Raw genomic sequence first — 23,794 nt, forward strand, 5'->3', positions numbered from 1 at the left:
TGCCCCGAGAAATGATACGAGTCCCACGGGGCTAATACAGGGGGATTCGTGTCGCTTCGTTTTAAGCGCGCATTGTTTTGCGCAGCGGTGTTTGTCGTGCCCGGCGCATTCGGCATCGATACGGCGATGGCGCAGTCCGCGCCTGGCGCCTTGCCCAGCCGCGAGCAGATCGAACTTCCCAAGGTCGATTCCGTCAAGCCGAAGTCCGGCATCACCGTCACCGACGAGACCAAGCGGGTCGCGAACTGCCCGTTTGCCGACTCGCCGATCGAGGTAGCGGTCGACCGGCTGCATTTCACCGCGCCCGACGGATCGGCGTTGCCGGCCGGACTGCTCGACACGCTGGCGGACATCAAGCCGCAAACCGGCAAGCAGAAACTGGCGCAGTTGTGCGATCTGCGCGATGCCGCAGCGAGCGCGCTCAGTAATGCGGGTTACATCGCCGGCGTCACCATCCCGCCGCAGGAGATCAATGCCGGCGACGCGACGCTGATCGTCATCCCCGCGCGCCTGGTCGACGTTCATGTCTCCGGCTCGGCGGGTCGTTTTGGACGTACATTGGCCGCGCGAGTCGACCGGCTTAAGGCGCTACCCGCGCTCAATACGCATGAGATCGAGAGCATCCTGCTGGGCATGAACGACGTCCCCGGTTTGCAGGTCAAGATGGCGTTGCGCGCCGCCGGCACCGGCCCGGGTCAGGTCGTCGGCGAAGTGGCGGTCGAGTACACGCCGTTCACCATCCTGGCCAACGTCACCAACACCGGATCGCGCTCGATCGGGCGCGAGAGCGGGACGTTGCGGGCCGAATATTACGGCCTGACCGGTCTGTCCGACCGCACGTTCGTCGGTGCATCGTCGACGGCGGATTTCCACGAGCAGCAAGTGCTCCAGGTAGGCCACTATTTCGCGACCGACACCGGGCTCAGCATCGGTGGCCGGTTCAGCTACGCCTGGTCGAAGCCCGATATCGGCGCGCTCGACCTGCGCTCGCGCTCACTGATCGGTGGATTTGACGTGTCGGCGCCGCTGCTTCGTTCGGTGCGTGCCAATGCCGATATCGGCGGCGGCGTCGAGATTATCGAGCAGCGCATCCAATTGTTCGTCGGCAAGAGCGGCATTCCCGTCACGCTCGACAAATTGCGCGTCGGCTATCTCCGCCTTTCGGCCAGCAAGCGCGCGCCGCGCTTCAACAAGCCCGACGCGTGGGGAATCAGCGGCTCGCTCGAACTGCGCCAGGGTTTCGATATCCTGGGCGCGACCAAGACTGGCGTGATCACACCTGCCGGTTACGGGCCGAGCCGGTTCGAGGGCAGCGCCAGCGCGACCGTGCTGCGCGGTGGGCTCAACGGTTTCGTCAGCATCGGCCGCGACTTCAGCCTGTCGGCGACCGCGCAAGGGCAATGGGCGAGCGGTCCGTTGCTCAGCTTCGAGGAATTCTCGGTCGGCAATCTGACGATCGGCCGCGGCTACGATCCGGGCGTGACTTCAGGTGACAAGGCGATCGGCATCCGGCTCGAGCCGCGCTGGCAATTGCCTGTCAAGTCGCGCGCTGCTTTCGTCGCGTTCGGCTTTTACGACACCGTGCACATCTGGAACGACGACACCTTTACCACCGAAGGCAGCCGTGCGCTGACCTCGTTCGGCGGCGGCATGCGGGCGATTCTGCCCGGCCTGATGTCGCTCGAAGCGATGTACGCGCATCCGCAGGATCCCGAGCTGAACCTGCCCGGCGCACCGCGCGCGTCCGATCGCGTGCTGTTGTCGCTCACCATCCAATTCGCTCCGCGCCGTTGAGTTTCAGGGGACCAGTCATGATCAAGTCGACCCGCCTGCGTAGCACGCTTTCCGCCTCGACCATCCTTGCCGCCGGGCTGCTGGTCGTGGTGGCCCCGGCGCAGGCGCAGAATTTGCCGGATACAGGGAATGTGTCCGTTTCAACGAGTGGCCTTAGTGGTGGGGCGCCGGGATCGACCAACCCGGGCTTCTCGACCTCGGGAGCGGCGGGTGCACAGACGCTGCGGGTGGATTTGAAGGACAACCGCACGATCCTGAATTGGGGCGGGGCTGGCTTCAACGTTGCGGCAGGCAATACGATCGATTTCAAGGACGCACGGGCGACAGCAGGCGTCACAGGGCGAACTGATAACATCGCGGTGCTCAATCGCGATTTGAGCGGTAGCACGTCGAACATTCTCGGTACGATCAAGTCCGATCCAAATGTCGCCGTCTACCTGCTCAACCAATCGGGGATCCTGTTCGGCAGCAACGCCGTCGTAAATACCGGCGCATTCTTCGCGGGCACCAGCAATCTGTCGGACGACAACGACTTCCTGAACGCCGCGACGACGCTTCGCTTCAGCGGATCGACCGGCGGCACCGTCACCGCCAATGCTGGGTCGCAATTCACCACGGCGTCGAGCGCCAGCAGCAATGGCGGCCGCATGGGCGACCTCGTGATGATGGGATCGTCGGTGATATTCCGTGGTACGGCAGGGTCAGCAACGTCGGGTGGCGTCAGTGGCGACGCAGCACTGGTCGCGGCGGACGACGCGGCAATCACGAACGCGCCTGGTAGCCCTCTCATTATCCAGATCTATAAGGGAACGGCCCTCTTCAATGCGATAGAGGTGGGCACTGCCTCGACCATCAGGGCAGGCAACGTCACCGTTGCGTACAGCAAGACGGGTGGCAGCGGCGGCACCGGGCCCAACATCAATGTCCTTGGGAACCTAGTCGCTACCAGCGCCAAAGCGACGGATAGCGGTGTCGTTCTGTCAGCGGGTGTTTCCGTCGGCAATGTCACGATCGCGTCGGGCGCGACTGACGGTACAGGGGCGATCGCAGACAGCGGCAAGATCAATAGCGCGAGCAAGATCGAGGCGCAGTCTAAGGGCGAGTTGCGATTTTCCAACATACTCACCGCCGCAGGCGCAGTAAAATTGCGAGCTGGCGACGCGATCATCACCGGCAATGTTACTGCTGGAGATGACGATCTCGACATTCAGACCACCGGCGCGCTCACTATAAACCTTAGTACCCCGGGGACGACGTTCAAAGCTCGCAATCTCGTGTCGGGCGGAGCGATGAGCCTGACGGCCGACACCATCAATGTCGGACAGAGCTTTGGCTATACCGTCGGTCCCGGCGGCGTTGCGGCGAGCGGCGATTTGACGATCAATGTGGGCAATTCCCTGTTGGTTCTCGGCAAGACCAGCGGCCGTTCGATCAATATCACTCAGACGAGTTCGGCCCCGAATGCGTACGTCCAGCTTTATGGCGATGCCGCCAGCGGCAGCGGGGATATCGTTATAAATACGATGAGCGGCCTTTCGCTGGCGAATGTCACCTCCGCCGGTAAGTTGAAAGCCCACAGCGATAGCTATTTGGTCACACAGGCAGGGTTGAACGCCGCAACCGGTATTGACCTGAGCTCGACATCGAATGCAGTCAGGGCCGATACCGTCTATACCGCCCATGGCGACATTATCGTTTCTGGTGCTGGCGTCACGATAAGCAACGCATTCGCCCTCGACGGTAATATCCGGCTGTCTAGTGTGGCTGGGGGCGTAACGCTTGGCGGCCTATTTTCTAATAGCTATTATTATGGCGGTAATAGCAGTGCGTCGGGAGATATAATAATTACGGCTTTTGGCAATGCGTCAATGCTTGGTAATGTTACGGCTGGTGGGAATATCGCTATTTCCAGCAGCGATGGCGGTGTAGCGCTCGGGAACCTCAACTCCAATTCTTCCGCGATTAAGGCTCAAGGCTCAATTACGGCGGCGGGGCGTGCTTACGTGGATTTTGAAAGCGGACTGACGCTAACGGGAAACAGTGATGGTATCGGAGAGGAGCCGATAACCGTCGAGTCTCACGGTACAATTGCTCTGGGTCTAGGTGGGCACATTCTCGGTGGTCCCAGCCGGGAATCTGACCTCAGGATTAGAACATACGGCACGCCGTACATTTATCTGGACAACATAGAAGCGAGAGGACTGCTCGGAGCATTCGGCGACGAGCCGAACTTTACCAATATGCTCACGGCAACCGGGTCGGTGTCCTTTGGAGGAATAAATGTTTTCACCAATTCTCTTAGGGTCAAGGCCGAATCGTTTGGCGTAGGCGGCAACGTAACGGTGACAAATGGCGATATCGACTTCACGGGAACTACGGGTGGTTTCATCAGAGCGTTAGTAACTGCCTCGGGCAACATCACGATGCGTTCGGGTGCCGATCTAAGTTTGGACACCGGTACGAAACTCTCGGCCACAGATATCGTCCTTTCGGCGGCCGCAGCTTTCAGCAACAATGTCGGATCCGCTGCCGTCAGTGCGTCCGACCGCTGGGTTATCTACTCGGCTAATCCGAATGCCGATACCTTCGGCGGATTGGACAGTCACGCTACTGCCCTTTGGAATTCGACAATTGCCACGCGTGATCCATCGACGATCATCGGCAATCGTTATGTTTTCTCGTACGCTCCTATTCTTACCGTTTCGGCATCGAATGATATCTCGAAAGTCTACGGAACGCAGTTGGATGGATCTTCGGTAGCCTGGGTGGTCTCCGGCTATCAGCCGGGAGTGGTAGGCGCTTTTCTCGGGGACACTCCCGCCACCACCTTCTCAGGCTCGCCATTGATTGTTTCGGCTGGTTTCGATGCGCGGGCCAGCGTGGCTGGGGGGCCCTATCCCATTGGCCTGGGAAAGGGAACATTACATAGCGACTTAGGCTATGTCTTTGCCTTCGATCCGGGACAGTGGGTTACGATTACGCCCAAGAACCTGATTGGCGGCATCATGGTCGATAACAAGGTCTATGATGGTACGACTGCGGGGACGGGCTCGGTTACGCTGAACGGCGTCGTGTCTGGCGATACGGTGAGTACCTCTGGCACCATCTTTACGTTTGCCGACAAAAACGCCGGCATCGGCAAGACGGTCGCGGTCACTGGCACCATGCTGACCGGTGCCGACGCAAGTAACTATACGATCACACTCCCAGCTGGCGTTGTAGCGGATATTCTAAAAAAGGACATCACAGGTACCATCACGGCTAATAACAAGACGTATGACGGGACGCGCGTCGGTACTGGAACGGTAACACTGAATGGGATTATCGCTGGCGACTCCGTCGGTACTAGCGGCACGACCTTTACCTTTTCGGACAAGAACGCCGGCGGCAGCAAGGTGGTCACCGTCTCGGGCACGGTGCTCACCGGTTTCGACGCGCGCAACTATGTGTTGACTGTTCCAGCAAGCGCGCTGGCCGACATCCTGAGGAAGGCGATCACCGCAAGCGTTGTCGCCAACAACAAGACCTATGACGGCACGACCACTGGCACCGGCACCGTGACGCTCAACGGCGTCGTCGCCAGCGACGCGGTCGGAACCAGCGGGACGACTTTCACCTTCAGCGACAAGAATGCTGGCACCGGCAAGACTGTAGCGATCGCCGGGACGACGCTGACCGGGGCCGACGCCGGCAATTACACCTTCACAATTCCGGCGAGCGCCGTCGCAGATATTCTGAAAAAGACGCTGACCGCCAACGTCACGGCTAACAACAAAACCTATGACGGTACGACGGCTGGGACCGGCACGGTGGCGCTGAACGGCGTAATCGCGGGCGATGTGGTCGGTACCGGCGGCACGACCTTCACCTTTAGTGACAAGAATGCCGGCGTCCGCAAGAGCGTCACCGCGGCGGGCACGACGCTCACGGGAGCAGACGCCGGCAATTATACGCTGACAATTGCCGGGCCTCTTTTCGCCGACATCCTCAAGAAGGCGATCACGGGCGGCGTCGCCGTTGACAACAAGACCTATGACGGCACTGCTACGGGGACCGGCACGGTGACGCTCAACGGCGTCGTCGCCGGTGATGCGGTCGGCACCAGCGGCACGACGTTCACATTCAGCGACAAGAATGCCGGCATCGGCAAAACGGTAGCGGTCGGCGGTACCACGTTGACCGGCGGCGATGCCAGCAATTACACGCTCACCATCCCGGCGAGCGCGCTCGCGGACATTCTCAAGAAGGCGCTGACCGCCAACGTCACGGCCAATACCAAAACTTACGACGGCACCACCTTGGGCACCGGCACGGTAACGCTGAATGGCGTGATCTCCGGCGATGCGGTCGGCACCAGCGGGACGAACTTCACGTTCAGCGACAAGAATGCCGGCACCGGCAAGACGGTCGCTGTCGCCGGTACCACGCTGACCGGCGCCGACGCCGGCAACTACACGCTTACGGTTCCGGCCAGCGCATTCGCAGATATCCTGAAGAAAGCGCTTACCGCCAACGTCATTGCCAACAACAAGACCTATGACGGCACGGCCGCCGGTACGGGCACGGTCACGCTGAACGGTGTCGTCGCTGGCGATGCGGTGGGCACCAGTGGTACGAGCTTCACCTTTGCCGATAGGAATGCCGGGGCGACTAAGACCGTCACGGTGGCCGGAACCACGCTGACCGGGACAGATGCGGGCAATTATACGCTAACTGTCCCGGCTAGCGTCTTTGCCGACATCCTCAAAAAAGCAATCACTGCCAGCGTCACCGCCAACGGCAAGACCTATGACGGCGCGACTACCGGCACCGGCACGGTGGCACTCAACGGTGTCTTGTCCGGGGATACCGTCGGCACTGCTGGGACGACCTTCACCTTCGCCGACAAGAATGCCGGTACGGGCAAGACCGTGACGGTGGCGGGAACGACGCTCACCGGCGCGGATGCCGGAAATTATACGGTGACGGTGCCCGCTGCGGCGCTGGCCGACATCCTGAGGAAGGCAATCACCGCGAGCGTCGTCGCCAACAACAAGACCTATGACGGCACGGCCACCGGTACCGGCGCCGTAACGCTCAACGGCGTCGTCGCAGGCGATGCTGTTAGTACCAATGGCACGACCTTTACCTTCAGCGACAAGAATGCCGGCACCGGCAAGACGGTCACGGTGGCAGGTACGATGCTGACCGGCACGGATGCGGGCAACTACACCGTGACCGTGCCCGCCAGCGCGCTGGCCGACATCCTCAGGAAGTCGCTGACCGCCAGCGTCGTTGCAGGCAACAAGACCTATGATGGTACGACTTCGGGCACCGGCACTATTACGCTGAACGGCGTCGTCTCTGGCGATACGGTTGGCACCAGCGGCACCACCTTCACCTTCGCGGACAAGAATGCGGGCGCGGGGAAGACGGTCAATGTCGCAGGTACGACCCTGACAGGGGCAGATGCTGGAAACTACACGGTGACCGTCCCAGCCAGCGCATTGGCTGACATCCTGAAGAAGGCGATCACCGCCAGCGTCGCGGTCACTAGCAAGACCTACGACGGCACGACCGCCGGCTCCGGTACGGTGACGCTCAACGGCGTCGTATCGGGCGACAATGTCACTACCAGCGGCACCACCTTCACCTATGCCGACAAGAACGCCGGTACGGGCAAGGCGGTCACTGTCGCGGGCACGACAATCGGCGGCGCAGACGCGGGCAATTACACCATCACGATCCCGGCCAGTGCGCTCGGCGACATCCTGAAGCGGGCGCTGTCGGTGAAGGCGGACGACGCGTCCAAGGTGCAGAACGATCCCGACCCTGCGCTGACCTACACGCTTACCTCGGGCTCGCTGGTCAGCGGCGATGCCTTCAGCGGCAACTTAGCGCGCGATACGGGCGAGAACCCGGGCACCTACGCGATAAAGATCGGGACGCTCAACGCCGGCGACAATTACACGATCACGTTCACGCCGGGGACCTTCACGATCAACCTGCCCCTGGGCAGCGAAGGATTGCAGCCGGCCCTGAAGGCGCAGCCGCTGCCGTCGCAGATCGGCACGGGCACCTCATCGGGCAGCTCGGTCAATCTCGATATCAGCGCGGTGTGCGGCGACGATAAGAACTGCACTACCGGCGGGCCGACCAAATAACCGGCGGGCGTGCCGCTCCCAACAAGGGCGGCACGCCCGACGTTACCAGCCCAATCGCTCGGCGAGGTCGCGCGCTTCGGGCTGCCAATGGATTCCGCACCGGTCGAGCCAGGCATCGTCGAAATAGGTCGATGCGTAGCGATTGCCGTCGTCGCACAGGATGGTGACGATCGACCCCTCGACGCCAGCCGTCGCCATCTCTTCGGCCAGTGCCGCACACGCCCATAAATTGGTCCCGGTCGACCCGCCACACCGGCGGCCGAGCCGCTCGCTCAGCAACCGCGCGGCGGCGATGCTGCGCGCGTCCGACACGATTTCCATGCGGTCGATCACTTCGGGCACGAAGGACGGCTCGACATGCGCGCGGCCGATCCCCTCGATCTTGCTGGCACAGCGATCGAGCTTCTGCACCTCGCGGTCGGTCCAATGGCGATGGAATACCGATCCTTCCGGGTCGGCGACGCAAATCCGCGTCGCGAGCCGGCGGTATCGGCCATAGCGCCCGATCGTCGCCGAAGTGCCACCGGTCCCTGCGCCGCACACGATCCAGTGCGGGATCGGATGCTGTTCGAGCGCCATCTGGGCGAAGATCGCTTCGGCGATGTTATTGTTGCCGCGCCAGTCGGTCGCGCGCTCGGCGAAGGTGAACTGGTCCATGAAGGCACCGCCGAGTTCGTCCGCGAGCCGCGCCGCCTCGCCGGCGGCCTCCACCGCCTGCTCGACGAAATGCGGTCGGCCGCCATAGAATTCGATCTCGGCGATCTTCTCGGCAGAGGTGCCGCGTGGCACCACCGCGATGAAGTCGAGTCCGAGCATGCGGGCGAAATAGGCCTCCGACACCGCGGTCGATCCGCTCGACGCCTCGACGATCGTCGTGCCCGGCCCGATCCGGCCGTTGCAGAGCGCATAGAGGAACAGCGAGCGCGCCAGACGATGCTTTAGGCTGCCGGTCGGGTGGCTCGATTCATCCTTCAGGTAAAGCTGGACGCCCGGAAACCGCGGCAGCGGGATCGGGATGAGATGCGTGTCGGCCGAGCGGTTGTAATCGGCTTCGATAAGCCGAACCGCTTCGTCGGCCCAGGCGCGGTCTTGGGGAGGATGATTGGACGTCATGCGCGCGCGATCGACGCATGCGCCGCTCGCGTCAACCGTCTGCGCAACGATCACGCTCGTCGCAGCACTTCTCCAGTGGCGACGACCTCCCACACGCCATCGCCCAGCGAGCGCACCGGCTCACCGCTGGCCAGCGCCGATCGCCGCGCGCCGGGATAGCTGCGCTCGCCGCTCTCGGTCCGGCGCCGTTCGACATGCTGATATTCGATTACGACCAACGGCGTTCCGTCGTCGCCGATGCAGCGCCTGCGGGAAATTTCTCGCTCCACCTGTCGTGTCCTGCGCGCGACGTTACGGCTTTGCGCCGAGCATCTTGTCGATCGCGGCGTCGATCGTCGGATGATATCCCGGACGTGCGGTCGCATAGACCTTGCGTGCGATCGGCATGCCCCAATCGCCCTGCGCCTTGAGCGCGGCATAGACCGGCAGGATCAGCAGGCCGCGGCCGACGCTGGGCAGGAATTGCGCGATCGACGGGATCGCCGGATCATAGCGATTGCCGATCGCCAGCACGAGCCAGGCCGAGCGGATATAGGCGTTGTTGGATGCAGAGAGCCCCAGCGACCGGTCAAGCTCCGCCAGCCGCTGCGCGGATTGCTTGCGCGGCAGGCCGTTGAGGAAGCGCAGCCATTCCTGCGTCGACCAGTGCGACGCATCGATCGAGCCGATCGGCGCGCCGGCCGCGATTGAAGCCAGCGTCTGGTCGATCTTGGCGAGCGTCGCCGAGCGGACATGGACCGCATTGTCGGGCAATCCCGTACCGTACGCCCATTGGTCGAGTTGCAGCTTAGCTTCGAGCGCCTGATCGCCCTTGATCAGATTCGCGCGCAGGTCGGCGAGGAACCCTGCCGTGGTCTGCGGCTGGAAAGCGTGGCGATCGAAATAGGACCGCAGATACGCGTCCCAGCGTGCGCGCCCGACGGTATATTCGATCGTCCGCAGGAAGGTCGATCCCTTGGTGTAATCGAGCTCGCCATACACGCCTTCGGGATCGCCATGCAGCCGCGTCGCCTTGGCATCGGGCGCCGCCTTTAGGTCGCGCTGGAGGTCGTCCCACGACAGATCGGCAAGCGTCGCGGCGCGCTCCTTGCCATAGAGCGCCTCATCGATCCGGTTCTCGAAATAGGTCGTGAACCCCTCGTTGAGCCACGAATCCGACCAAGTCGCGTTGGTGACCAGATTACCCGACCAGCTATGCGCCAGCTCGTGCGCGATGACATCGACGTTCGACTTGTCGCCGGTAATGATCGTCGGCGTGGCGAAAGTGAGCGTCGGGTTTTCCATCCCGCCGAACGGGAAGGAGGGGGGCAGCACCAGCACGTCGTAGCGGCCCCAGCGATATTTGCCGTACAGGCTTTCGGCGGCGGTCACCATCTTGCCGGTGTCGGACAATTCCGCTGCATCCTTCGCCAGCACGCTCGGTTCGCTGTAAATCCCGGAGCGCGCATCGATAGCCTTGAAGCGCAAGTCGCCGACGGCGAGCGCGATCAGGTAAGGCGGGACATTATGGTCCATGCGGAAGCGATAGCTGTGCCAGCCGCGCGGGCCGGGAATCCCCCTGGGCGTCAGCCGCTCGGCGCTCATCGTCGCAACCAGATCGGATGGAACCGTGATCCTGGCCGTCCAGCTCTGGCGGATGCCGGGGCTGTCCTGGGTCGGGATCCAGCTGCGATTGTTGATGCTTTCGCCCTGGCTGTAGAGATAGGGCTTTGTCTTCCCCGCCGTCAGCGCCGGCGCCAGCCAGCCGAGCGCGCGCGCCTTGGGATCGGATCGATAGGTGATTACGATCCGCCGCGCGGCGCCGATCTGCACGGTCAGCGGCGCGCCTTTGTAATCGTCGCTCGTGCCGACCGACCATTTGAGCGGACGCCCGCGCGCATCGGTGATCCGCGAGATGACGAGATCCTTGTCGTCGAGCACGATCTCGCGCGCGCCCGGCCGGGCGAGGATGTCGAGCGTCGCGATGCCGCGCATGACATGCGCCTTGAAATCCGCGGTCAGGTCGAGATCGACATGCGTGACGCGCGCAATCTCCGGCCGAGCATAGCTGAGCACATCCTTCGCGTCGGGGCTGGTCAGGATCGACGAGGGCGCGTCCGGCGCGGCGATTGCGGTGGGCACGATTGACGCAGACGCGATCAACAAGGCGGAAATGACAAAAGGACGGCGCATCGCGGACTTCCCGGCATGGTGAACAGAGCCGCGCTCTCCACCAATCGCCCGTCGGTTACAAGGCGAGGCGTTCGCCAGCCTTCGTTCAACCCAAGGTCAGAAGCAGCCGTTCGCATGCGGATTGCGGAAGCCGCTCGGACAAAGCGCGTGCGCGGGACAGATGCAGCGCTCGGTGGGCCGCGTCGGGAAGCGTGACGGCGATGTCCCGCTCCCGCGCGATCTCGCAGCGCAGGCGGCGTTCGCAATCGAAGACTAACGGCGTATCGCCGCGATCGAAGCCGGTCATGTCGAGCACAACGCGCCGATCGCAGATCGGATGCATGCGGTGCGCGGATTGAAAAATGGCGCGCCCGGCAGGACTCGAACCTGCAACTCCAAGCTTAGAAGGCTCGTGCTCTATCCAGTTGAACTACGGGCGCCCGAATCCGGACTAGGGCGTTTGCGCGCGACCGGCAACGCCCTCAACGCGGATTGCGGGCGAACGGAACCTTGATCATAATTACCAGCATGACCGAGGGGGAATCGATCGCGCCGCGCGCCGTGACGGCCAATACCGTCCACCATTTTCGCTATTACGACTTCGTCATGGCGGCATTCGTCGCGATCCTGTTGCTGTCCAATGTGCTGGGCGCAGGCAAGGTTGCGCAGGTCTGGTTGCCGGGAGTCGGCTACTGGCCGTTCGGTGCCGGGATCCTGTTCTTTCCGATCTCCTATGTGATCGGCGACGTCCTGACCGAGGTCTATGGTTATGCCCGCGCGCGCCGCGTGATCTGGGCGGGGTTTGGCGCGGTTTTGTTCATGGCGTTCATGAGCTGGGTAGTGGTGGCGCTGCCCCCGGCGCCCGATTGGACCAATCAGAAGGCGTACGAGACGATCTTCGGTCAGGTGCCGCGCATCGTGCTTGCCAGCTGTGCCGCCTTCTGGGCGGGCGAGTTCGTCAACTCCTTCGTGCTCGCCAAGATGAAGATCATGACGCGCGGCAAGCATCTCTGGACCCGGACGATCGGCTCGACCATCGCCGGGGAGGGGGTCGACAGCCTGATCTTCTATCCGCTCGCCTTTCTCGGTGCGGAAGGGTGGACGACGCACCTCGTCATCACCGTGCTGTTCACCCAGTGGTTCCTGAAGGTGGCGTGGGAAGTGCTGCTGACCCCGGTCACTTATATAGTCGTCGGCGCTCTGAAGAATGCCGAGGGCGTCGATGTGTTCGACGAAGGTACCGACTTCTCGCCGTTCAAAGCGAAGGTCTAGTCGTATGACGACTGGCGACGAGCAACGACGCATTGGTGTGCCGCTCATGATCGGCCTGATCGCGATACCGTTGGTATTCGGTTGGTTTCTATTACGGCCGGGCTATGCGAACAGCACTCGTATTGTAGTTCTTGTCTATGCCATGATGGGCGTCGCATTCGCCTTTTTCGGCGGACTGGGTAGCTCGGGCACTATGTAGCGTTAGCCCTCAGGCCGAGACCAGCTCCATCAGCCCCTCGAACAGCCGGCGGCCGTCGTCGCCGCCATGCGCGGCTTCGATCTTGCGCTCGGGGTGGGGCATCAGGCCGAGCACGTTGCCCGCGGCGTTGAGCACGCCGGCGATGTGGCGCGCCGATCCGTTGACATTGCCGGTGTAGCGGAAGGCGACGCGGCCTTCGCCTTCGAGCCGGTCGAGCGTCTCGGCATCGGCGGTGTAATTGCCGTCATGATGCGCGACCGGGATCAGGATCGTCTCGCCCGCGGCATAGCGGCTGGTGAAGGCGCTTTGCGCATTCTCGACCGACAATTCGACGTCGCGACACACGAAATTGAGGCCGGAATTGCGCATCAGCGCGCCAGGCAGCAGCCCAGCTTCGGTCAGCACCTGAAAGCCGTTGCACACGCCCAGCACCGGCACGCCGCGTTCGGCGGCGTCGACCACCGCGCGCATCACCGGAGACCGCGCTGCCATCGCGCCCGAGCGCAGATAGTCGCCATAGGAAAACCCGCCGGGCAGGGCGATCAGGTCGGTGTTCGCGGGGAGCTCGCTTTCGGCATGCCAGACCATGTTGGGCTTGCGCCCCATGATCGACTCGATTGCCACCGCGAGGTCGCGATCGCAATTGGAGCCGGGGAAAACGACGACCGCCGCAGTCACCGTTCGATCCTGTAATTCTCGATCACCGTGTTCGCGATCAGCTTGCGGCACATGCCGTCGAGCTCTTCGTCGGTCACCGAGTCGGCGACATCGAGCTCGATCACCTTGCCGGCGCGGACGTCGTTGATGCCGCCAAATCCCAAGCTCTCGAGTGACTTGTGGATCGCCTTGCCTTGCGGGTCGAGCACTCCCGGCTTGAGGGTGACGACGATGCGAACCTTCATGGAGCGGCGCTTTCCTGGCTGAAACGGAGTCGGCGCCCCTATGGCCGCGCCCGCGGTTCGCCGCAAGTTTTACGCTTCGTTTACCCGCGAAGCGCAGCGTTTCGTCCGGTGCGCGACTCGCTGGGGTGTCGCGCTCGCCTGATTAGGGGGTTCGGACATGGCCGGACTGGCAATGGTGATGTTCATTGCGCTGTTCACTTTCGGTGGACAGTATTTCGGCTGGACCGACCCCGGCGGGTGGATTCAGCTGTCGCTGGTGTCGTCATTTATCTTCGGAATCATCTGCGGATTCCGGGTCAAGGATTAAGTTTTCTTCGTTTCAGCCGAGCTGAAACGGTTGCGGCACCGGCCCGCTCCCCCACCCGGCCGCCCATAGGATATGCTAATTGGGCGGCCGGGTGGGGGAGCGGGCCGGTGCCGACCAGCGAAGCTGCAAAGAAAGCGCTTATTTGCCCCGGTTCTGGCGATGCGTTTCTAGGTCGAGCACCGCGCCGTCGGCGCCTTCGGGCAACAGACCCAGCCGCCGCGCGACTTCCTGATAGGCCTCGACTTCGCCGCCCAGGTCGCGGCGGAACCGGTCCTTGTCGAGTTTCTCGTTGGTCGCGATGTCCCACAACCGGCAACCGTCTGGACTGATCTCGTCCGCCAGGATGATGCGGCTGTAGTCATTGTCCCAGATCCGCCCGAATTCGAGTTTGAAGTCGACCAGGCGGATGCCGATCGCCGCGAACAAACCACATAGGAAGTCATTGGTGCGGATCGCCAGGTCGGCGATGTCGTGCATCTCTTCCTGGCTTGCCCAGCCGAACGCCGCAATGTGCTCGTCGGTGATCATCGGATCGCCGAGCGCGTCGTCCTTGTAATAATATTCGATGATGGTGCGGGGTAGCTGGACGCCTTCCTCGATCCCCAGCCGCTTCGACAGCGACCCGGCGGCGACATTGCGCACGACCACCTCGATCGGCACGATCTCGACCTGGCGGATCAACTGCTCGCGCATGTTGAGGCGGCGGATGAAGTGCGTCGGTACCCCGATCATCCCGAGCAAGGTGAAGATATGCTCGGAAATCCGGTTGTTGAGTACGCCCTTGCCGCTGATCGTGCCTTTTTTCTGCGCGTTGAACGCGGTCGCGTCGTCCTTGAAATACTGGATCAGCGTGCCTGGTTCGGGACCCTCGTAGAGGATCTTCGCTTTGCCTTCGTAGATCTGGCGGCGGCGTGCCATCGTCGGCGCATACCTTTGCAAAAATGAGCGCCCCGGCAACGCGGAATGGCGCGCCGGGGCGGGGAGCAATGGCCTATACCGGAACGGCTGCTCCGGCGCAATCAGGCCTCGCCCGGCGGAACGGCGCGGCGCGGACGGAAGCGGCGCCAGAGCAGGAAGCCGATCAGCAGGATCACGCCCGGCGGAGCCAGTGCCGCGAGCGCGGTCAGCACGACGCCAAGCGTTATCTGTGCCGAATCGAGGAAGACGTTGCCCGCACTGGTGATCGGTGCGCTGCCGTCAAATCCGCGGACCGCCGCGCCCGATTCGTAGCGGAAGCTGACCGGCGTGGTGGCGAGCGACTCCTGCTGATTTCCGGTCTCGTTTTTCACCTGCTGCAATTGGTCGACGATCGTGGCGCGCTGGCGCTGCAATTCGCTGCGCTCGGCGGATTTGAGATCGCTGCGCGCGAGTTGGCGCTCGAGGCGCTGCACTTCGGCCTCGGCCTGCTGGCGTTGCACGTCGAGAGTCTTGATCGCCGCGGCGGCGTCGGTCCCGGTGATTTCGGCATCGACCAGTTTGCCGTCCGCCTTGACGATCGCGTCGATGCCTATTTTGCCGAAAGCGCGGGCGAGCGCCGGGTCGAGCTTGAACCGAATCTCACCGACGATGTTGTTCTCGCCGATCAATCGGTAGAGCATGCCGGTGATGCGGCAATGTTGCGGTCCGAGCTTCTCGCACGCCGAGGCATGCGCTTCCTGCGCGTCCTTGACGTTCTGCGCGGGCAGCCGGAACGCATAGCTGTAGGCGAACGCGACGCCGGGCGTGGCCGTCACATTCACCCCGGGAGCGACGTCGTTGGTTGGCGCAATGGCCAGCGATGGCGGTGCGCGCCCGGCAGACGAGCTGTCTGCAACCGTCGTGGCATTGGATGCCGTTGAATAGCGATCCGGTTGATAGGGTTGGTCGTTTTGCGACTGGCTACATCCCGCCAGCACAGTCAGGCACGTCGTCGTCAGGAACACGTATCGCATCGCATTCTCTCCCGTCTCTCCCCTGTCGCAATACAACATCTCATTGATGGGATATTGCGTCAAGGCGAGTGTTTTTGGCGATAAGGCGTGCGACAATGCTCGGGCCACGACCAGTTCTTCAGCGGGTGTGGCGGTATTTGCGTGAGTGATGACAGGTGCCTGCCGGCGTGGGCTACCTATCGTGGCATTTAATTGGCCGTTAGCGTGTCTTCACCGTTGTGGCCGCCAATTGGACGTCCGTTTTGTGGCTCGTGCCCGCGTCGGTGGCGGCGATCAGCACGTTGCGCTGACGCCGGACGCTGGCGGTGGCGATCGACCGGCAGCGATCGGTCGGGAGGATGCCGGTACGCGGCGCGGCGTCAGAGGCGGCGCATACCTGATCGATCGCCACGCGCAGGCGGTGATCGAGCGTCCGTCGGCCGGCTGCGGTCGAGAGATCGAGGTCGGCGGTCGTGACGCGGGCGGTCGGGGGAACCGGCTTGTCGCCGGCAAAGGCTGGTAGTGCGGCGACCAGCAGCGCGGGCATCATGAAGGGCTTCAACATCGTCATTCTCCTGTCCATCGCCGGGGCGTGGCGACGAAGCGGATATGGCGCGAGCGCCGTCGGAGCTCCAATCGAACGTTGAGAACGAGCCATAAATCTGCTTTATGTCTGAGATGGTCTCTATTCCTCCCCTCGGCGCAGTGCGGGTGTTCGAAGCCGCGGCGCGGCTCGGCAATTTCACGCGGGCTGCCGAAGAGCTGGGCACGACCCAGGCGGCGGTGAGCTATCAGATCAAGGTGATCGAGGAGCGGGTCGGCGCGCCCCTGTTCGCGCGCAAGGGGCGTGGGGTCGCACTGACCGAACTCGGCCAAGCGATCGCGCCGCAAGTGACCAGCGCGTTCGAGAAGCTCGACGAGGCGTTTCGCGCCGCGCGCAGCGAAAACGAGACGATGCTGACGGTCAGCGCGCCGTCGACCTTCGCGACCAACTGGTTGTCGTCGCGCATCGGCGAATTCCAGCTCGCGCGGCCCGATCTGGCGGTGCGGCTGCGCGTGTCGGACGCGCTGACCGAGTTCGATCGCGGCGAGATCGATGTCGCGATCCGCGGCGCGCCCGCGCCATGGCCGGGGTTGGAAGCAGACTTCCTGATGCGGATGCCGTTCACGCCGCTCGCCAGCCCGATGCTTCTCGCGGCGCATCCGCTGGTCGAAACGATCGACGACTTGCTGGCGCTGCCTCGGCTGTCGCCGGGGGACGGTTGGTGGCGGCTATGGCTTGAAAGCGTGTTGGGCGATCGACCGGGCGAGCCGCCGCCGAGCGTCCAACTCGAATCGCAAGTGCTGCAGGGTCAGGCCGCGATAGCGGGGCACGGCGTCGCGGTGCTGAGCCCGCCCATGTGGCAGCTGGCGATCGACACAGGCCAATTGGTCCAACCGATCAAACGCGTCGCCTATTGGCGCAACAGTTTCTGGCTAGTCTATCCGGCGCATCGCAAGCGGCAGCGCAAGGTCGCCGCGTTTCGTACGTGGCTGCTTGCGGAAGTCGCGGCGTCGCTCCACGACGATCCGTTCGAGGCGTTGGTTCGCCCGCCGATCTAGCGAGCGTTCGCAGTGAAGGCCTCGGCGATCAACCGCTTCGTGACCATCCAGGCCTCAGTGCCGGGCGTCACCAGTTCGACATGGCCGGTATCCGCCACTGTGTGCAGGACAGCTTCCGTACCGGCCTTCTCGGCATAATCGGTCGCCAGCCGAAAGGGGACGATGCGGTCCTCACGCCCGTTGACCAGATCGTGGGGCACACCGATCGGCAGAAGCGGTGGGATCGAGGTATCGGCATAGACGTCGCGCCCGTCGCTGCCTGGTACGCCGACCAGGTCGCGGACGACGTCGATGCCGCAGCCATTGTCGGGGCTCGTCGCCACCGCCTCGAGGTCGGGAAGCGCGCCGCAGGCGACGACATGCGCGATCGCCAACGGGGTCGCGCACCACAGCGGACTGTCCGACGGCAGCCGTCGCCGGCCCGCCAGCCATAAAGCGAGATGGCCGCCCGCCGAATGGCCGGTGGCGACGATGCGGCGCAGATCGAGTCCGTATTTGGGAGCATAGCCGCGCAGCGCGTCGGCCGCTGCCGCGGCGTCGCGAAAGGTGCCGGGATAGCCGCCGCCCGGGCGGTCGACGCCGCGATAGTCGATGTTCCATACCGCAAAGCCATCGCGGCGCAGCTCCTCCGCCACCCAGTTCATCAGTGTGCGATCGGCGATGCTCGTCGTCCAGCACCCGCCATGGACCATCAACACGACGGGGAAGGGGCCGGCGCCATCCGGCAGCCAGAGATCGACGCGTTGCCAGGGATCGTCGCCATAAGCGATCGCCGCCTGCGGCTCCGGGCGGGTACGCGCGGTCAGGTCTGCCCAGGTTAGTGGCTCGAAATCGTCGCTCATGGAAAGCGAAAAGACCGGCGGCGCGCGGAAGGCAAGAAGGAAGCGGATCCTGCCGTCCGATTGGCGCCGCCGGAGAGGCGCAAGTCTGGCAAAAACGGCCGGGCGCGCTTGGGGGCACGCGTCCCGGCCCTGGGGCTGCCGCTCTTCACCGCAGCCCGGAGATGCGAACCTTGCGCCAAGCGCGGTGCCACGGCGCGTCGAATTGCGCCCGGTTGAGCGCTTCGAAACTGTCGCTGACCTTCGTGGCGATAGTCTTGCTCAGCTTATCGACATCCGCCGTCAGGCGGGGTTTGTTCGCGGCCCAGTCGCCGCTCAGGAAATCGTCGCGCATTGCCGAGTCCTCCTTATTAAATCCGGCGTTGGTGACAGAAATCCATATGCTCGTGTCGAGTCCGGCCCGCCAACAAATCGTTGGACACGATCGACAAGCCATGCTTATCAAGTCCGTATGCGCCGCTTGCCACCTCTCGCTGCCGTCCGCGTGTTCGAAGCCGCTGCCCGGCACGAGAATTTCACGGCGGCCGCGAACGAGCTCGGCATGACCCAGGCGGCGGTCAGCTATCAGATCAAATTGCTCGAGGAGCGGCTCGGCGCGCCTTTGTTCCGCCGCGAAAAGCGCCGCGTGGTGTTGACCGATGCCGGTCGCAAGGCGGCTCCCCCTATCACGCGCGCCTTTGACGCGATCGACGCCGCGTTCGGGGCGATCCGCGCGGACGATGCGGCGGTGCTGACGGTGTCGACCTCGAACACCTTCGCCAATACCTGGCTCGCCTGGCGGCTCGGCAGTTTCCAGATGAACCATCCGGAAATGGCGGTGCGCCTGCTGACCAGCGATGCGCTGGCGGATTTCGTCAGCGACGATGTCGATGTCGCCATCCGCGCCGGCCTGGGCGGATGGGAGGGGCTGCACGAGGAACTGCTCGTGCGGATCGACTTCACGCCGATGTGCTCGCCCGGATTCCTGCGACGGCACGGGCCGTTCACGGTCGAGGACATGCTGCGCATTCCGCAGATCAGCCCGCACGATCCGTGGTGGCCGTTCTGGCTGCGCGAGGCGGGAGTCGAAGTCCCGGAGGGCCCGCCACGCATCGGCGTCCGCCTCGACAGCCAGGCGCATGAAGGACATGCCGCGATGGCGGGGCAGGGAATGGCGATGCTGACGCCCTTTTTTTGGCGCAACGATCTGGCCGAAGGACGATTGGTGCGACCGTTCGATCAGGTCTCCACCCGCGGCTACGCTTATTGGCTATGCTATCCCGAAGCGCGGCGCGGCGTCGCCAAGATCCGCCGTTTCCGGGAATGGCTGCTCGACGAACTCGCGCGCGATATGCCGAGCCCGGTCTGATCGCGTCGCTCCGGGGTGCATGTCGCATTCCGCCAATACGGTCGGGACCGGGCGGCCTATCTCTCCGAGGGTCGAGAGCCGCTCTCCGCTCCCGGAGTGCGCTCTCGCCTTGCAGGGAGGATGGCATGGCCGATCTCATGAAGCCTGCGCTGGCGGCGGCGGTATCGATGCTGGGCCTGTCGCTGGGCGTAACCGACGCGGCGGCGCAAAAGCAGCCCGGCGTACCGACGGGCGAGACGCAAGGCGTCCTGATCGGCCTGGACAAGCCGGACAGCACCCAGATCAAGAGCGAGCAACTCAAGGTGCAGGCGCCGGCGAGTAATCAGTGGAAGTCGCCCTCGAGCAGCCAGATCAAGGGCGAAGGCCCGGTCAGCACGCAGTTGAAGTCTCCGTCGAGCAATCAATGGAAGGCGCCGTCGAGCAACCAGATCAAATGGTAGTAATCTCCCCTCCCGCTTGCGGGAGGGGCTGGGGGAGGGCCTGTTACTGGTCATCGATCGCTCGACACTCCCTCCCCTAACCCCTCCGACAAGTGGGACGGGGATTGCGATCCGCAGAACTCCCGTCGGTCGTCAGTTTTTCGGTGCGCCAATCAGTGCGGTGTGCGCGACGTGGGCCGCCATGCGGCGATCCAAATGTGTGCCAGGCGCTCCGACCGACCCTTCGCGCAGGATCCGTTGCGTGACGTATTCCAGTTCGTCCGGTCGCGGCGCACGATCCTGGACGATGCAAGCGGCAAGCACGGGGTAAAGCGGCGGAGCTTGCACGAACATTCAGCTGTGCAGGGGATCGTCGACGTCCCGGCGTTGCCGTTCGATCCACGCCACGCGCCAGGCGCGGCCTTCGACCCAGAAGGGAATGGCGGCCAGCAGCGCGAATACCAAGGTCATGCGCAGAAAGTCGCTGCGCGGCAGCATGTTGGCCGCCCACAAGACGACGGGCACGACGACGATGGGGGGACCCCAGGCGGGGTGGCGGATCAGCCGGAACGCGTGAAACAGGAACCAGCACAGCAGAATCGCGGCGGCGACGCTGCCGACGATCAGGCCTATCGACTCGGCGATCACCAGCAAGATCCGCATCCCATCCTCCGGATCGGAATTTATATCGTATTGCGATACAAATCAAGGATGCCGTCAGGCGATCGTGTCGAGCAATTGTTTCAGCGTCGGCCGCATCCGGACGATCTCGTCGCGATGCACCGCCGATAGGCGCTCGAGGATCTCGCGCGCCTTTGGCGTCAGTTCCAACAAGGCCTGGCGGCCGTCATGTGGCGAGGGCCGGCGCGCGATCAGGCCCAGCGTTTCCAGCCGCACGATCAGCCCCGACGCACTGTGCGGCTTCACGAACAGCCGTTCGGCGACATAGCCGATGCTGACCGGACGCGATGCCGCGCCGCGAATGGTCAGCAGCACTTGATGCTGTTGCGGCGTCAGGCCGAAATCGGCTGCCCGTTCTTCGCTGAACGCCTGGAACTGGCGCAAGGTGCGGCGAAAATCGGCCAGCGCGGCATATTCGGCGTCGGTCAGCTCGTGCCCGCTCGGCATGTTTCGTCATCCTCGATTGAATTATGTCGTTTCGCGATATAATTGCGCGGCGTTTCCCTACAAAAACAGGACGCCATGTCACTCCATTTCACGTCCGCCGACAAGGCGCGTCCTTTAGGCGATCACAGCGCCGATCTGCGCATGATCATGCTGACCGCCGCGGCTATCCCGGTCGGGATCGGCGCGGCGTTGGGGGCGTGGCTGTTGATTCGCCTGATCGCCGTCGCGACCAACCTGTTCTGGTTCGGCCGATTGTCGGCGATTCCCGCAGATATCACCGGCGCGCATCTGGGCCTGTTGACGGTGGCGATCCCGGCGATCGGCGGGCTGCTGATCGGGCTGATGGCACGGTTCGGGTCGGAGAAGATCAAGGGGCACGGCATCCCGGAGGCGATCGAGGCGATCCTCTACGGCGAGAGCCGGCTGTCGCTGAACGTTGCGATCCTCAAGCCGATTTCCTCGGCCATTTCGATCGGCAGCGGCGGGCCGTTCGGCGCGGAGGGCCCGATCATCATGACCGGCGGTGCGATCGGATCCTTGTTCGCGCAGCGCTTCAAGCTGAGCGCCGCCGAGCGCAAGACCTTGCTCGTTGCCGGCGCAGCCGCCGGCATGACCGGCATCTTCGGTACGCCGCTCGCTGCCGTCCTGCTGGCGATCGAGGTTCTGCTGTTCGAATGGAAGCCGCGCAGTTTCGTACCGGTGGTGACCGCGGTGCTGATGTCTTTCGCCTGCCGCCCGATGCTGCTCGGTTCGGGCGCGCTCTTTCCATTCCCGGCCTTCGCGCTCGACTGGTGGCAAGCGGCTTCGGGGTCGCTCGTAACCGGAATTCTGGCCGGCCTCGAAGCGGCGTTGCTCTCGGTCGCGCTCTACAAAGTCGAGGATCTTTTCCACCACCTGCCGGTCCATTGGTTCTGGTGGCCCGCGCTCGGCGGTATCGTCGTCGGGCTGGGCGGGTTGATCGACGCGCATGTCCTCGGCGCCGGCTATTCGAATATCCAGGCTTTGCTCGACGGATCGATGACTTTGCGCGTCGTGCTCGTCCTGCTGGTGGTGAAAGCGATCGTGTGGCTGATCGCGCTGGGATCGGGAACGTCGGGGGGTGTGCTCGCACCGTTGTTGATTCTGGGCGGCGCGCTCGGGGTCGCGCTCGGTCAGTTCCTGCCCGGACCGGCCGGCTTCTGGGCGATGGCGGGGATGGCCGGGATCATGAGTGGCGCGATGCGCGCGCCGCTGACCGGCGCCTTCTTCGCGGTCGAGGTGACCGGGCATTTCACCGATCTGCCGGCGATGACCGCGGCGTCGGTCGGGGCCTTTGCGGTCAGCGTGCTGATCATGCGTCGCTCGATCCTGACCGAGAAGATCGCGCGCCGCGGGCGTCACATCCTGCAGGAATATACGGTCGATCCGCTCGATTTCCTCCAGGCCGAGCAGGTCATGACGCCCCAACCCGAGACCTTGCCGGGCGACATGCCGATCCGCGACGTTGTCGCTTTCTTTGCCGATCATGCGATGCACCGTTCGTACCCGGTGGTGGGGAAGGACGACCAGCTGCTCGGAATGGTTTCGCGCGCCGACGCTTTGCGCTGGCAGGCCGAGCGCGGTCGGGACGATACGCCGCTCGCCGAAGAATTGTCCGACGCCTCGCAGCCGATGGCCTATCGTCACTCGCCGATCGGAGAGGTCGCCGACCTGATGGTCGAAACCGGAATCGGCCGCGTGCCGATCGTCGATCCCGATACCGGCAAGGTCGTCGGCATCCTGTCGCGCCACGATCTACTCAAGGCGCGCGGCGAGCGCCGCCGTGCGGAATTCGAGCGCAAACGCGGAGCTGCGTCACAATAGCTGGCGGCCGCGCCGCGGCGTGCTAGGATCGGCCATGCGCCGCATCGTGCTTCGCTCAGTCCTGCTTGTTGGCATGATACCGCTGATTGGAAATGGGTCGGCGGATGGACTCTATGCACGCGCCGCCCAACCGATTTGGGAGCGCATTGCCGGAGGCATCAACCGCCCGCCATTGAGGCTAAAGTCGCCTGACAGAGCGACGACCGTGTCGGTTCGTTACGTCGAGCGCAAAGGCGAGCCCGCGGTCATCTTGCAGGTGGCGGGACGTATGGGATCTGGGCACGTCGACATCGGACCCGGTGTCGCGTCGGAGCTGCTTTGGGCGCCGGACTCGCGGGCTTTCGCCGTCACGACCAGCGACCAGGGAGCGAACGGTCTTTTTCGCACGGTGGTTTTCGCGCGTGGTGCCAAGGGATTGCAGGTGCGCGATCTGTCGCGGTTAATCGTTCGTGCTTTCGGTCACCCGGTCAAATGTGGCTGGCCCGAAGAGCCCAATGTTGCCGCGCTCAAATGGCTGGCTGGCTCGGCGCGATTGATCGTGGTCGGGGAAATCGTGGCGCACAGCAACTGCGACAGCTTCGGCACTTTCCGGGCTTACGAGGTCGACCGGCGATCGATGCGGATCGTAAAAAGTTATGACCAGTTGACCGCCAAGAAGTGGTTTGGTGCGGCAATGGGCATCGAACTCCGTGATGCGCCCGACAGATGTGTTCGCCGGCCACGAAGCTGCTGGGTATCGATCAACCATCCGGGACTGGTTCGTTAGCGATCCACACCTTCTTCGTTCCCGATATTTCCTCGCGGGCAAATAGGCTCTAACCGCTT

Annotated in this window: 23 protein-coding genes and 1 tRNA gene; 10 read left to right on the forward strand and 14 right to left on the reverse strand. The window is 63.6% G+C overall.

All coding sequences use genetic code 11. The features are described from left to right. Window positions 1-96: 96 nt before the first annotated feature. Window positions 97-1,794 (forward strand): ShlB/FhaC/HecB family hemolysin secretion/activation protein, encoded by a 1,698-nt coding sequence (locus Q0L25_RS00620; RefSeq protein WP_296610989.1) that lies wholly within the window; start codon window positions 97-99, stop codon window positions 1,792-1,794. Window positions 1,795-1,811: 17 nt separating this feature from the next. Continuing rightward, entirely contained in the window at window positions 1,812-7,937 is a 6,126-nt protein-coding gene (locus tag Q0L25_RS00625) for a YDG domain-containing protein (RefSeq protein ID WP_296610990.1), read from the forward strand. A 42-nt stretch (window positions 7,938-7,979) separates the two neighbouring features. Here Q0L25_RS00625 and Q0L25_RS00630 read toward each other — a convergent pair whose 3' ends face one another. The 5 genes from Q0L25_RS00630 to Q0L25_RS00650 form a co-directional block, all read right to left on the reverse strand. Then, the gene (locus tag Q0L25_RS00630; protein ID WP_296610991.1) at window positions 7,980-9,050 is read right to left on the reverse strand and encodes a PLP-dependent cysteine synthase family protein; all 1,071 of its coding nucleotides are present in this window, start codon (window positions 9,048-9,050) and stop codon (window positions 7,980-7,982) included. Window positions 9,051-9,100: 50 nt separating this feature from the next. Continuing rightward, on the reverse strand, window positions 9,101-9,268 hold the full coding sequence (locus tag Q0L25_RS00635) for a hypothetical protein (protein ID WP_296610993.1): 168 nt from the start codon (window positions 9,266-9,268) through the stop codon (window positions 9,101-9,103). A 73-nt stretch (window positions 9,269-9,341) separates the two neighbouring features. Further along, window positions 9,342-11,222 (reverse strand): M1 family metallopeptidase, encoded by a 1,881-nt coding sequence (locus Q0L25_RS00640; protein WP_296610994.1) that lies wholly within the window; start codon window positions 11,220-11,222, stop codon window positions 9,342-9,344. 85 nt (window positions 11,223-11,307) lie between these two features. Continuing rightward, window positions 11,308-11,508, reverse strand: a complete 201-nt coding sequence (locus tag Q0L25_RS00645) for a hypothetical protein (protein WP_296610996.1) — start codon at window positions 11,506-11,508, stop codon at window positions 11,308-11,310. Between the two features lie 56 nt (window positions 11,509-11,564). Further along, window positions 11,565-11,641 (reverse strand) — tRNA-Arg (locus Q0L25_RS00650). 88 nt (window positions 11,642-11,729) lie between these two features. Between Q0L25_RS00650 and Q0L25_RS00655 the strand changes: the two genes are divergently transcribed. Continuing rightward, entirely contained in the window at window positions 11,730-12,473 is a 744-nt protein-coding gene (locus Q0L25_RS00655; RefSeq protein WP_296610997.1) for a queuosine precursor transporter, read from the forward strand. Between the two features lie 4 nt (window positions 12,474-12,477). Continuing rightward, entirely contained in the window at window positions 12,478-12,672 is a 195-nt protein-coding gene (locus tag Q0L25_RS00660) for a hypothetical protein (protein ID WP_296610999.1), read from the forward strand. A gap of 9 nt (window positions 12,673-12,681) precedes the next feature. Here the strand turns inward: Q0L25_RS00660 and purQ are convergent, their stop codons facing one another. Both purQ and purS read right to left on the reverse strand, forming a co-directional pair. Next, window positions 12,682-13,350, reverse strand: coding sequence for a phosphoribosylformylglycinamidine synthase subunit PurQ (gene purQ, locus Q0L25_RS00665; RefSeq protein WP_296611000.1), 669 nt, complete (start codon window positions 13,348-13,350; stop codon window positions 12,682-12,684). Then, window positions 13,347-13,574, reverse strand: a complete 228-nt coding sequence (purS, locus tag Q0L25_RS00670; protein WP_066590332.1) for a phosphoribosylformylglycinamidine synthase subunit PurS — start codon at window positions 13,572-13,574, stop codon at window positions 13,347-13,349. The genes purQ and purS overlap by 4 nt, the downstream gene beginning before the upstream one ends. A 157-nt stretch (window positions 13,575-13,731) precedes the next feature. Here purS and Q0L25_RS00675 point away from each other — a divergent pair, with 157 nt between their 5' ends. Continuing rightward, on the forward strand, window positions 13,732-13,881 hold the full coding sequence (locus Q0L25_RS00675; protein ID WP_169803435.1) for a hypothetical protein: 150 nt from the start codon (window positions 13,732-13,734) through the stop codon (window positions 13,879-13,881). Between the two features lie 138 nt (window positions 13,882-14,019). Here the strand turns inward: Q0L25_RS00675 and purC are convergent, their stop codons facing one another. The 3 genes from purC to Q0L25_RS00690 all read right to left on the reverse strand — a co-directional run bounded on the left by purC (window position 14,020) and on the right by Q0L25_RS00690 (window position 16,362). Then, the gene (gene purC, locus Q0L25_RS00680) at window positions 14,020-14,799 is read right to left on the reverse strand and encodes a phosphoribosylaminoimidazolesuccinocarboxamide synthase (RefSeq protein WP_066590331.1); all 780 of its coding nucleotides are present in this window, start codon (window positions 14,797-14,799) and stop codon (window positions 14,020-14,022) included. A gap of 101 nt (window positions 14,800-14,900) precedes the next feature. Further along, entirely contained in the window at window positions 14,901-15,812 is a 912-nt protein-coding gene (locus Q0L25_RS00685) for a hypothetical protein (RefSeq protein WP_296611001.1), read from the reverse strand. A gap of 199 nt (window positions 15,813-16,011) precedes the next feature. Next, the gene (locus tag Q0L25_RS00690) at window positions 16,012-16,362 is read right to left on the reverse strand and encodes a UrcA family protein (RefSeq protein ID WP_296611002.1); all 351 of its coding nucleotides are present in this window, start codon (window positions 16,360-16,362) and stop codon (window positions 16,012-16,014) included. 107 nt (window positions 16,363-16,469) lie between these two features. Here Q0L25_RS00690 and Q0L25_RS00695 point away from each other — a divergent pair, with 107 nt between their 5' ends. Then, on the forward strand, window positions 16,470-17,393 hold the full coding sequence (locus tag Q0L25_RS00695; protein ID WP_296611003.1) for a LysR substrate-binding domain-containing protein: 924 nt from the start codon (window positions 16,470-16,472) through the stop codon (window positions 17,391-17,393). Here Q0L25_RS00695 and Q0L25_RS00700 read toward each other — a convergent pair. After that, window positions 17,390-18,235, reverse strand: a complete 846-nt coding sequence (locus Q0L25_RS00700; RefSeq protein WP_296611004.1) for an alpha/beta hydrolase — start codon at window positions 18,233-18,235, stop codon at window positions 17,390-17,392. The two genes, Q0L25_RS00695 and Q0L25_RS00700, sit on opposite strands and share 4 nt — an antisense overlap. Before the next feature lie 145 nt (window positions 18,236-18,380). Next, window positions 18,381-18,566 carry a hypothetical protein gene (locus Q0L25_RS00705; protein ID WP_296611005.1) on the reverse strand — a complete coding sequence of 62 codons (186 nt, stop codon included), beginning with the start codon at window positions 18,564-18,566 and terminating at the stop codon, window positions 18,381-18,383. Window positions 18,567-18,683: 117 nt separating this feature from the next. On the opposite strand from Q0L25_RS00705, the gene gcvA reads away from it, so the two are divergent. After that, window positions 18,684-19,580 carry a transcriptional regulator GcvA gene (gcvA, locus tag Q0L25_RS00710; RefSeq protein WP_296611006.1) on the forward strand — a complete coding sequence of 299 codons (897 nt, stop codon included), beginning with the start codon at window positions 18,684-18,686 and terminating at the stop codon, window positions 19,578-19,580. A 125-nt stretch (window positions 19,581-19,705) separates the two neighbouring features. Further along, window positions 19,706-20,020: a hypothetical protein gene (locus Q0L25_RS00715; protein WP_296611007.1), complete on the forward strand. Its 315-nt coding sequence runs from the start codon at window positions 19,706-19,708 to the stop codon at window positions 20,018-20,020. Between the two features lie 333 nt (window positions 20,021-20,353). On the opposite strand, the gene Q0L25_RS00720 is transcribed toward Q0L25_RS00715, so the two are convergent. Both Q0L25_RS00720 and Q0L25_RS00725 read right to left on the reverse strand, forming a co-directional pair. After that, window positions 20,354-20,662, reverse strand: a complete 309-nt coding sequence (locus tag Q0L25_RS00720; RefSeq protein ID WP_296611008.1) for a hypothetical protein — start codon at window positions 20,660-20,662, stop codon at window positions 20,354-20,356. A gap of 54 nt (window positions 20,663-20,716) precedes the next feature. After that, on the reverse strand, window positions 20,717-21,127 hold the full coding sequence (locus Q0L25_RS00725; protein WP_296611009.1) for a MarR family transcriptional regulator: 411 nt from the start codon (window positions 21,125-21,127) through the stop codon (window positions 20,717-20,719). 75 nt (window positions 21,128-21,202) lie between these two features. On the opposite strand from Q0L25_RS00725, the gene Q0L25_RS00730 reads away from it, so the two are divergent. Beyond that, the gene (locus Q0L25_RS00730) at window positions 21,203-22,969 is read left to right on the forward strand and encodes a chloride channel protein (protein WP_296611010.1); all 1,767 of its coding nucleotides are present in this window, start codon (window positions 21,203-21,205) and stop codon (window positions 22,967-22,969) included. 34 nt (window positions 22,970-23,003) lie between these two features. Beyond that, window positions 23,004-23,735, forward strand: a complete 732-nt coding sequence (locus Q0L25_RS00735; RefSeq protein WP_296611011.1) for a hypothetical protein — start codon at window positions 23,004-23,006, stop codon at window positions 23,733-23,735. Window positions 23,736-23,794 lie beyond the last annotated feature (59 nt).

This window comes from Sphingomonas sp. (genome assembly GCF_024508665.1).
In the GTDB taxonomy this organism is placed as follows: Bacteria; Pseudomonadota; Alphaproteobacteria; order Sphingomonadales; family Sphingomonadaceae; genus Sphingomonas.

Coding starts and splice junctions, on each gene's coding strand:
- Q0L25_RS00625 (WP_296610990.1), top strand. CDS start 1,812: ATGATCAAGTCGACCCGCCTGCGTAGCACGCTTTCCGCCTCGACCATC.
- Q0L25_RS00630 (WP_296610991.1), bottom strand. CDS start 9,050: ATGACGTCCAATCATCCTCCCCAAGACCGCGCCTGGGCCGACGAAGCG.
- Q0L25_RS00640 (WP_296610994.1), bottom strand. CDS start 11,222: ATGCGCCGTCCTTTTGTCATTTCCGCCTTGTTGATCGCGTCTGCGTCA.
- Q0L25_RS00645 (WP_296610996.1), bottom strand. CDS start 11,508: ATGACCGGCTTCGATCGCGGCGATACGCCGTTAGTCTTCGATTGCGAA.
- Q0L25_RS00655 (WP_296610997.1), top strand. CDS start 11,730: ATGACCGAGGGGGAATCGATCGCGCCGCGCGCCGTGACGGCCAATACC.
- Q0L25_RS00660 (WP_296610999.1), top strand. CDS start 12,478: ATGACGACTGGCGACGAGCAACGACGCATTGGTGTGCCGCTCATGATC.
- purS (WP_066590332.1), bottom strand. CDS start 13,574: ATGAAGGTTCGCATCGTCGTCACCCTCAAGCCGGGAGTGCTCGACCCG.
- Q0L25_RS00675 (WP_169803435.1), top strand. CDS start 13,732: ATGGCCGGACTGGCAATGGTGATGTTCATTGCGCTGTTCACTTTCGGT.
- purC (WP_066590331.1), bottom strand. CDS start 14,799: ATGGCACGCCGCCGCCAGATCTACGAAGGCAAAGCGAAGATCCTCTAC.
- Q0L25_RS00685 (WP_296611001.1), bottom strand. CDS start 15,812: ATGCGATACGTGTTCCTGACGACGACGTGCCTGACTGTGCTGGCGGGA.
- Q0L25_RS00690 (WP_296611002.1), bottom strand. CDS start 16,362: ATGACGATGTTGAAGCCCTTCATGATGCCCGCGCTGCTGGTCGCCGCA.
- Q0L25_RS00695 (WP_296611003.1), top strand. CDS start 16,470: ATGGTCTCTATTCCTCCCCTCGGCGCAGTGCGGGTGTTCGAAGCCGCG.
- Q0L25_RS00700 (WP_296611004.1), bottom strand. CDS start 18,235: ATGAGCGACGATTTCGAGCCACTAACCTGGGCAGACCTGACCGCGCGT.
- Q0L25_RS00705 (WP_296611005.1), bottom strand. CDS start 18,566: ATGCGCGACGATTTCCTGAGCGGCGACTGGGCCGCGAACAAACCCCGC.
- gcvA (WP_296611006.1), top strand. CDS start 18,684: ATGCGCCGCTTGCCACCTCTCGCTGCCGTCCGCGTGTTCGAAGCCGCT.
- Q0L25_RS00715 (WP_296611007.1), top strand. CDS start 19,706: ATGGCCGATCTCATGAAGCCTGCGCTGGCGGCGGCGGTATCGATGCTG.
- Q0L25_RS00720 (WP_296611008.1), bottom strand. CDS start 20,662: ATGCGGATCTTGCTGGTGATCGCCGAGTCGATAGGCCTGATCGTCGGC.
- Q0L25_RS00725 (WP_296611009.1), bottom strand. CDS start 21,127: ATGCCGAGCGGGCACGAGCTGACCGACGCCGAATATGCCGCGCTGGCC.
- Q0L25_RS00730 (WP_296611010.1), top strand. CDS start 21,203: ATGTCACTCCATTTCACGTCCGCCGACAAGGCGCGTCCTTTAGGCGAT.
- Q0L25_RS00735 (WP_296611011.1), top strand. CDS start 23,004: ATGCGCCGCATCGTGCTTCGCTCAGTCCTGCTTGTTGGCATGATACCG.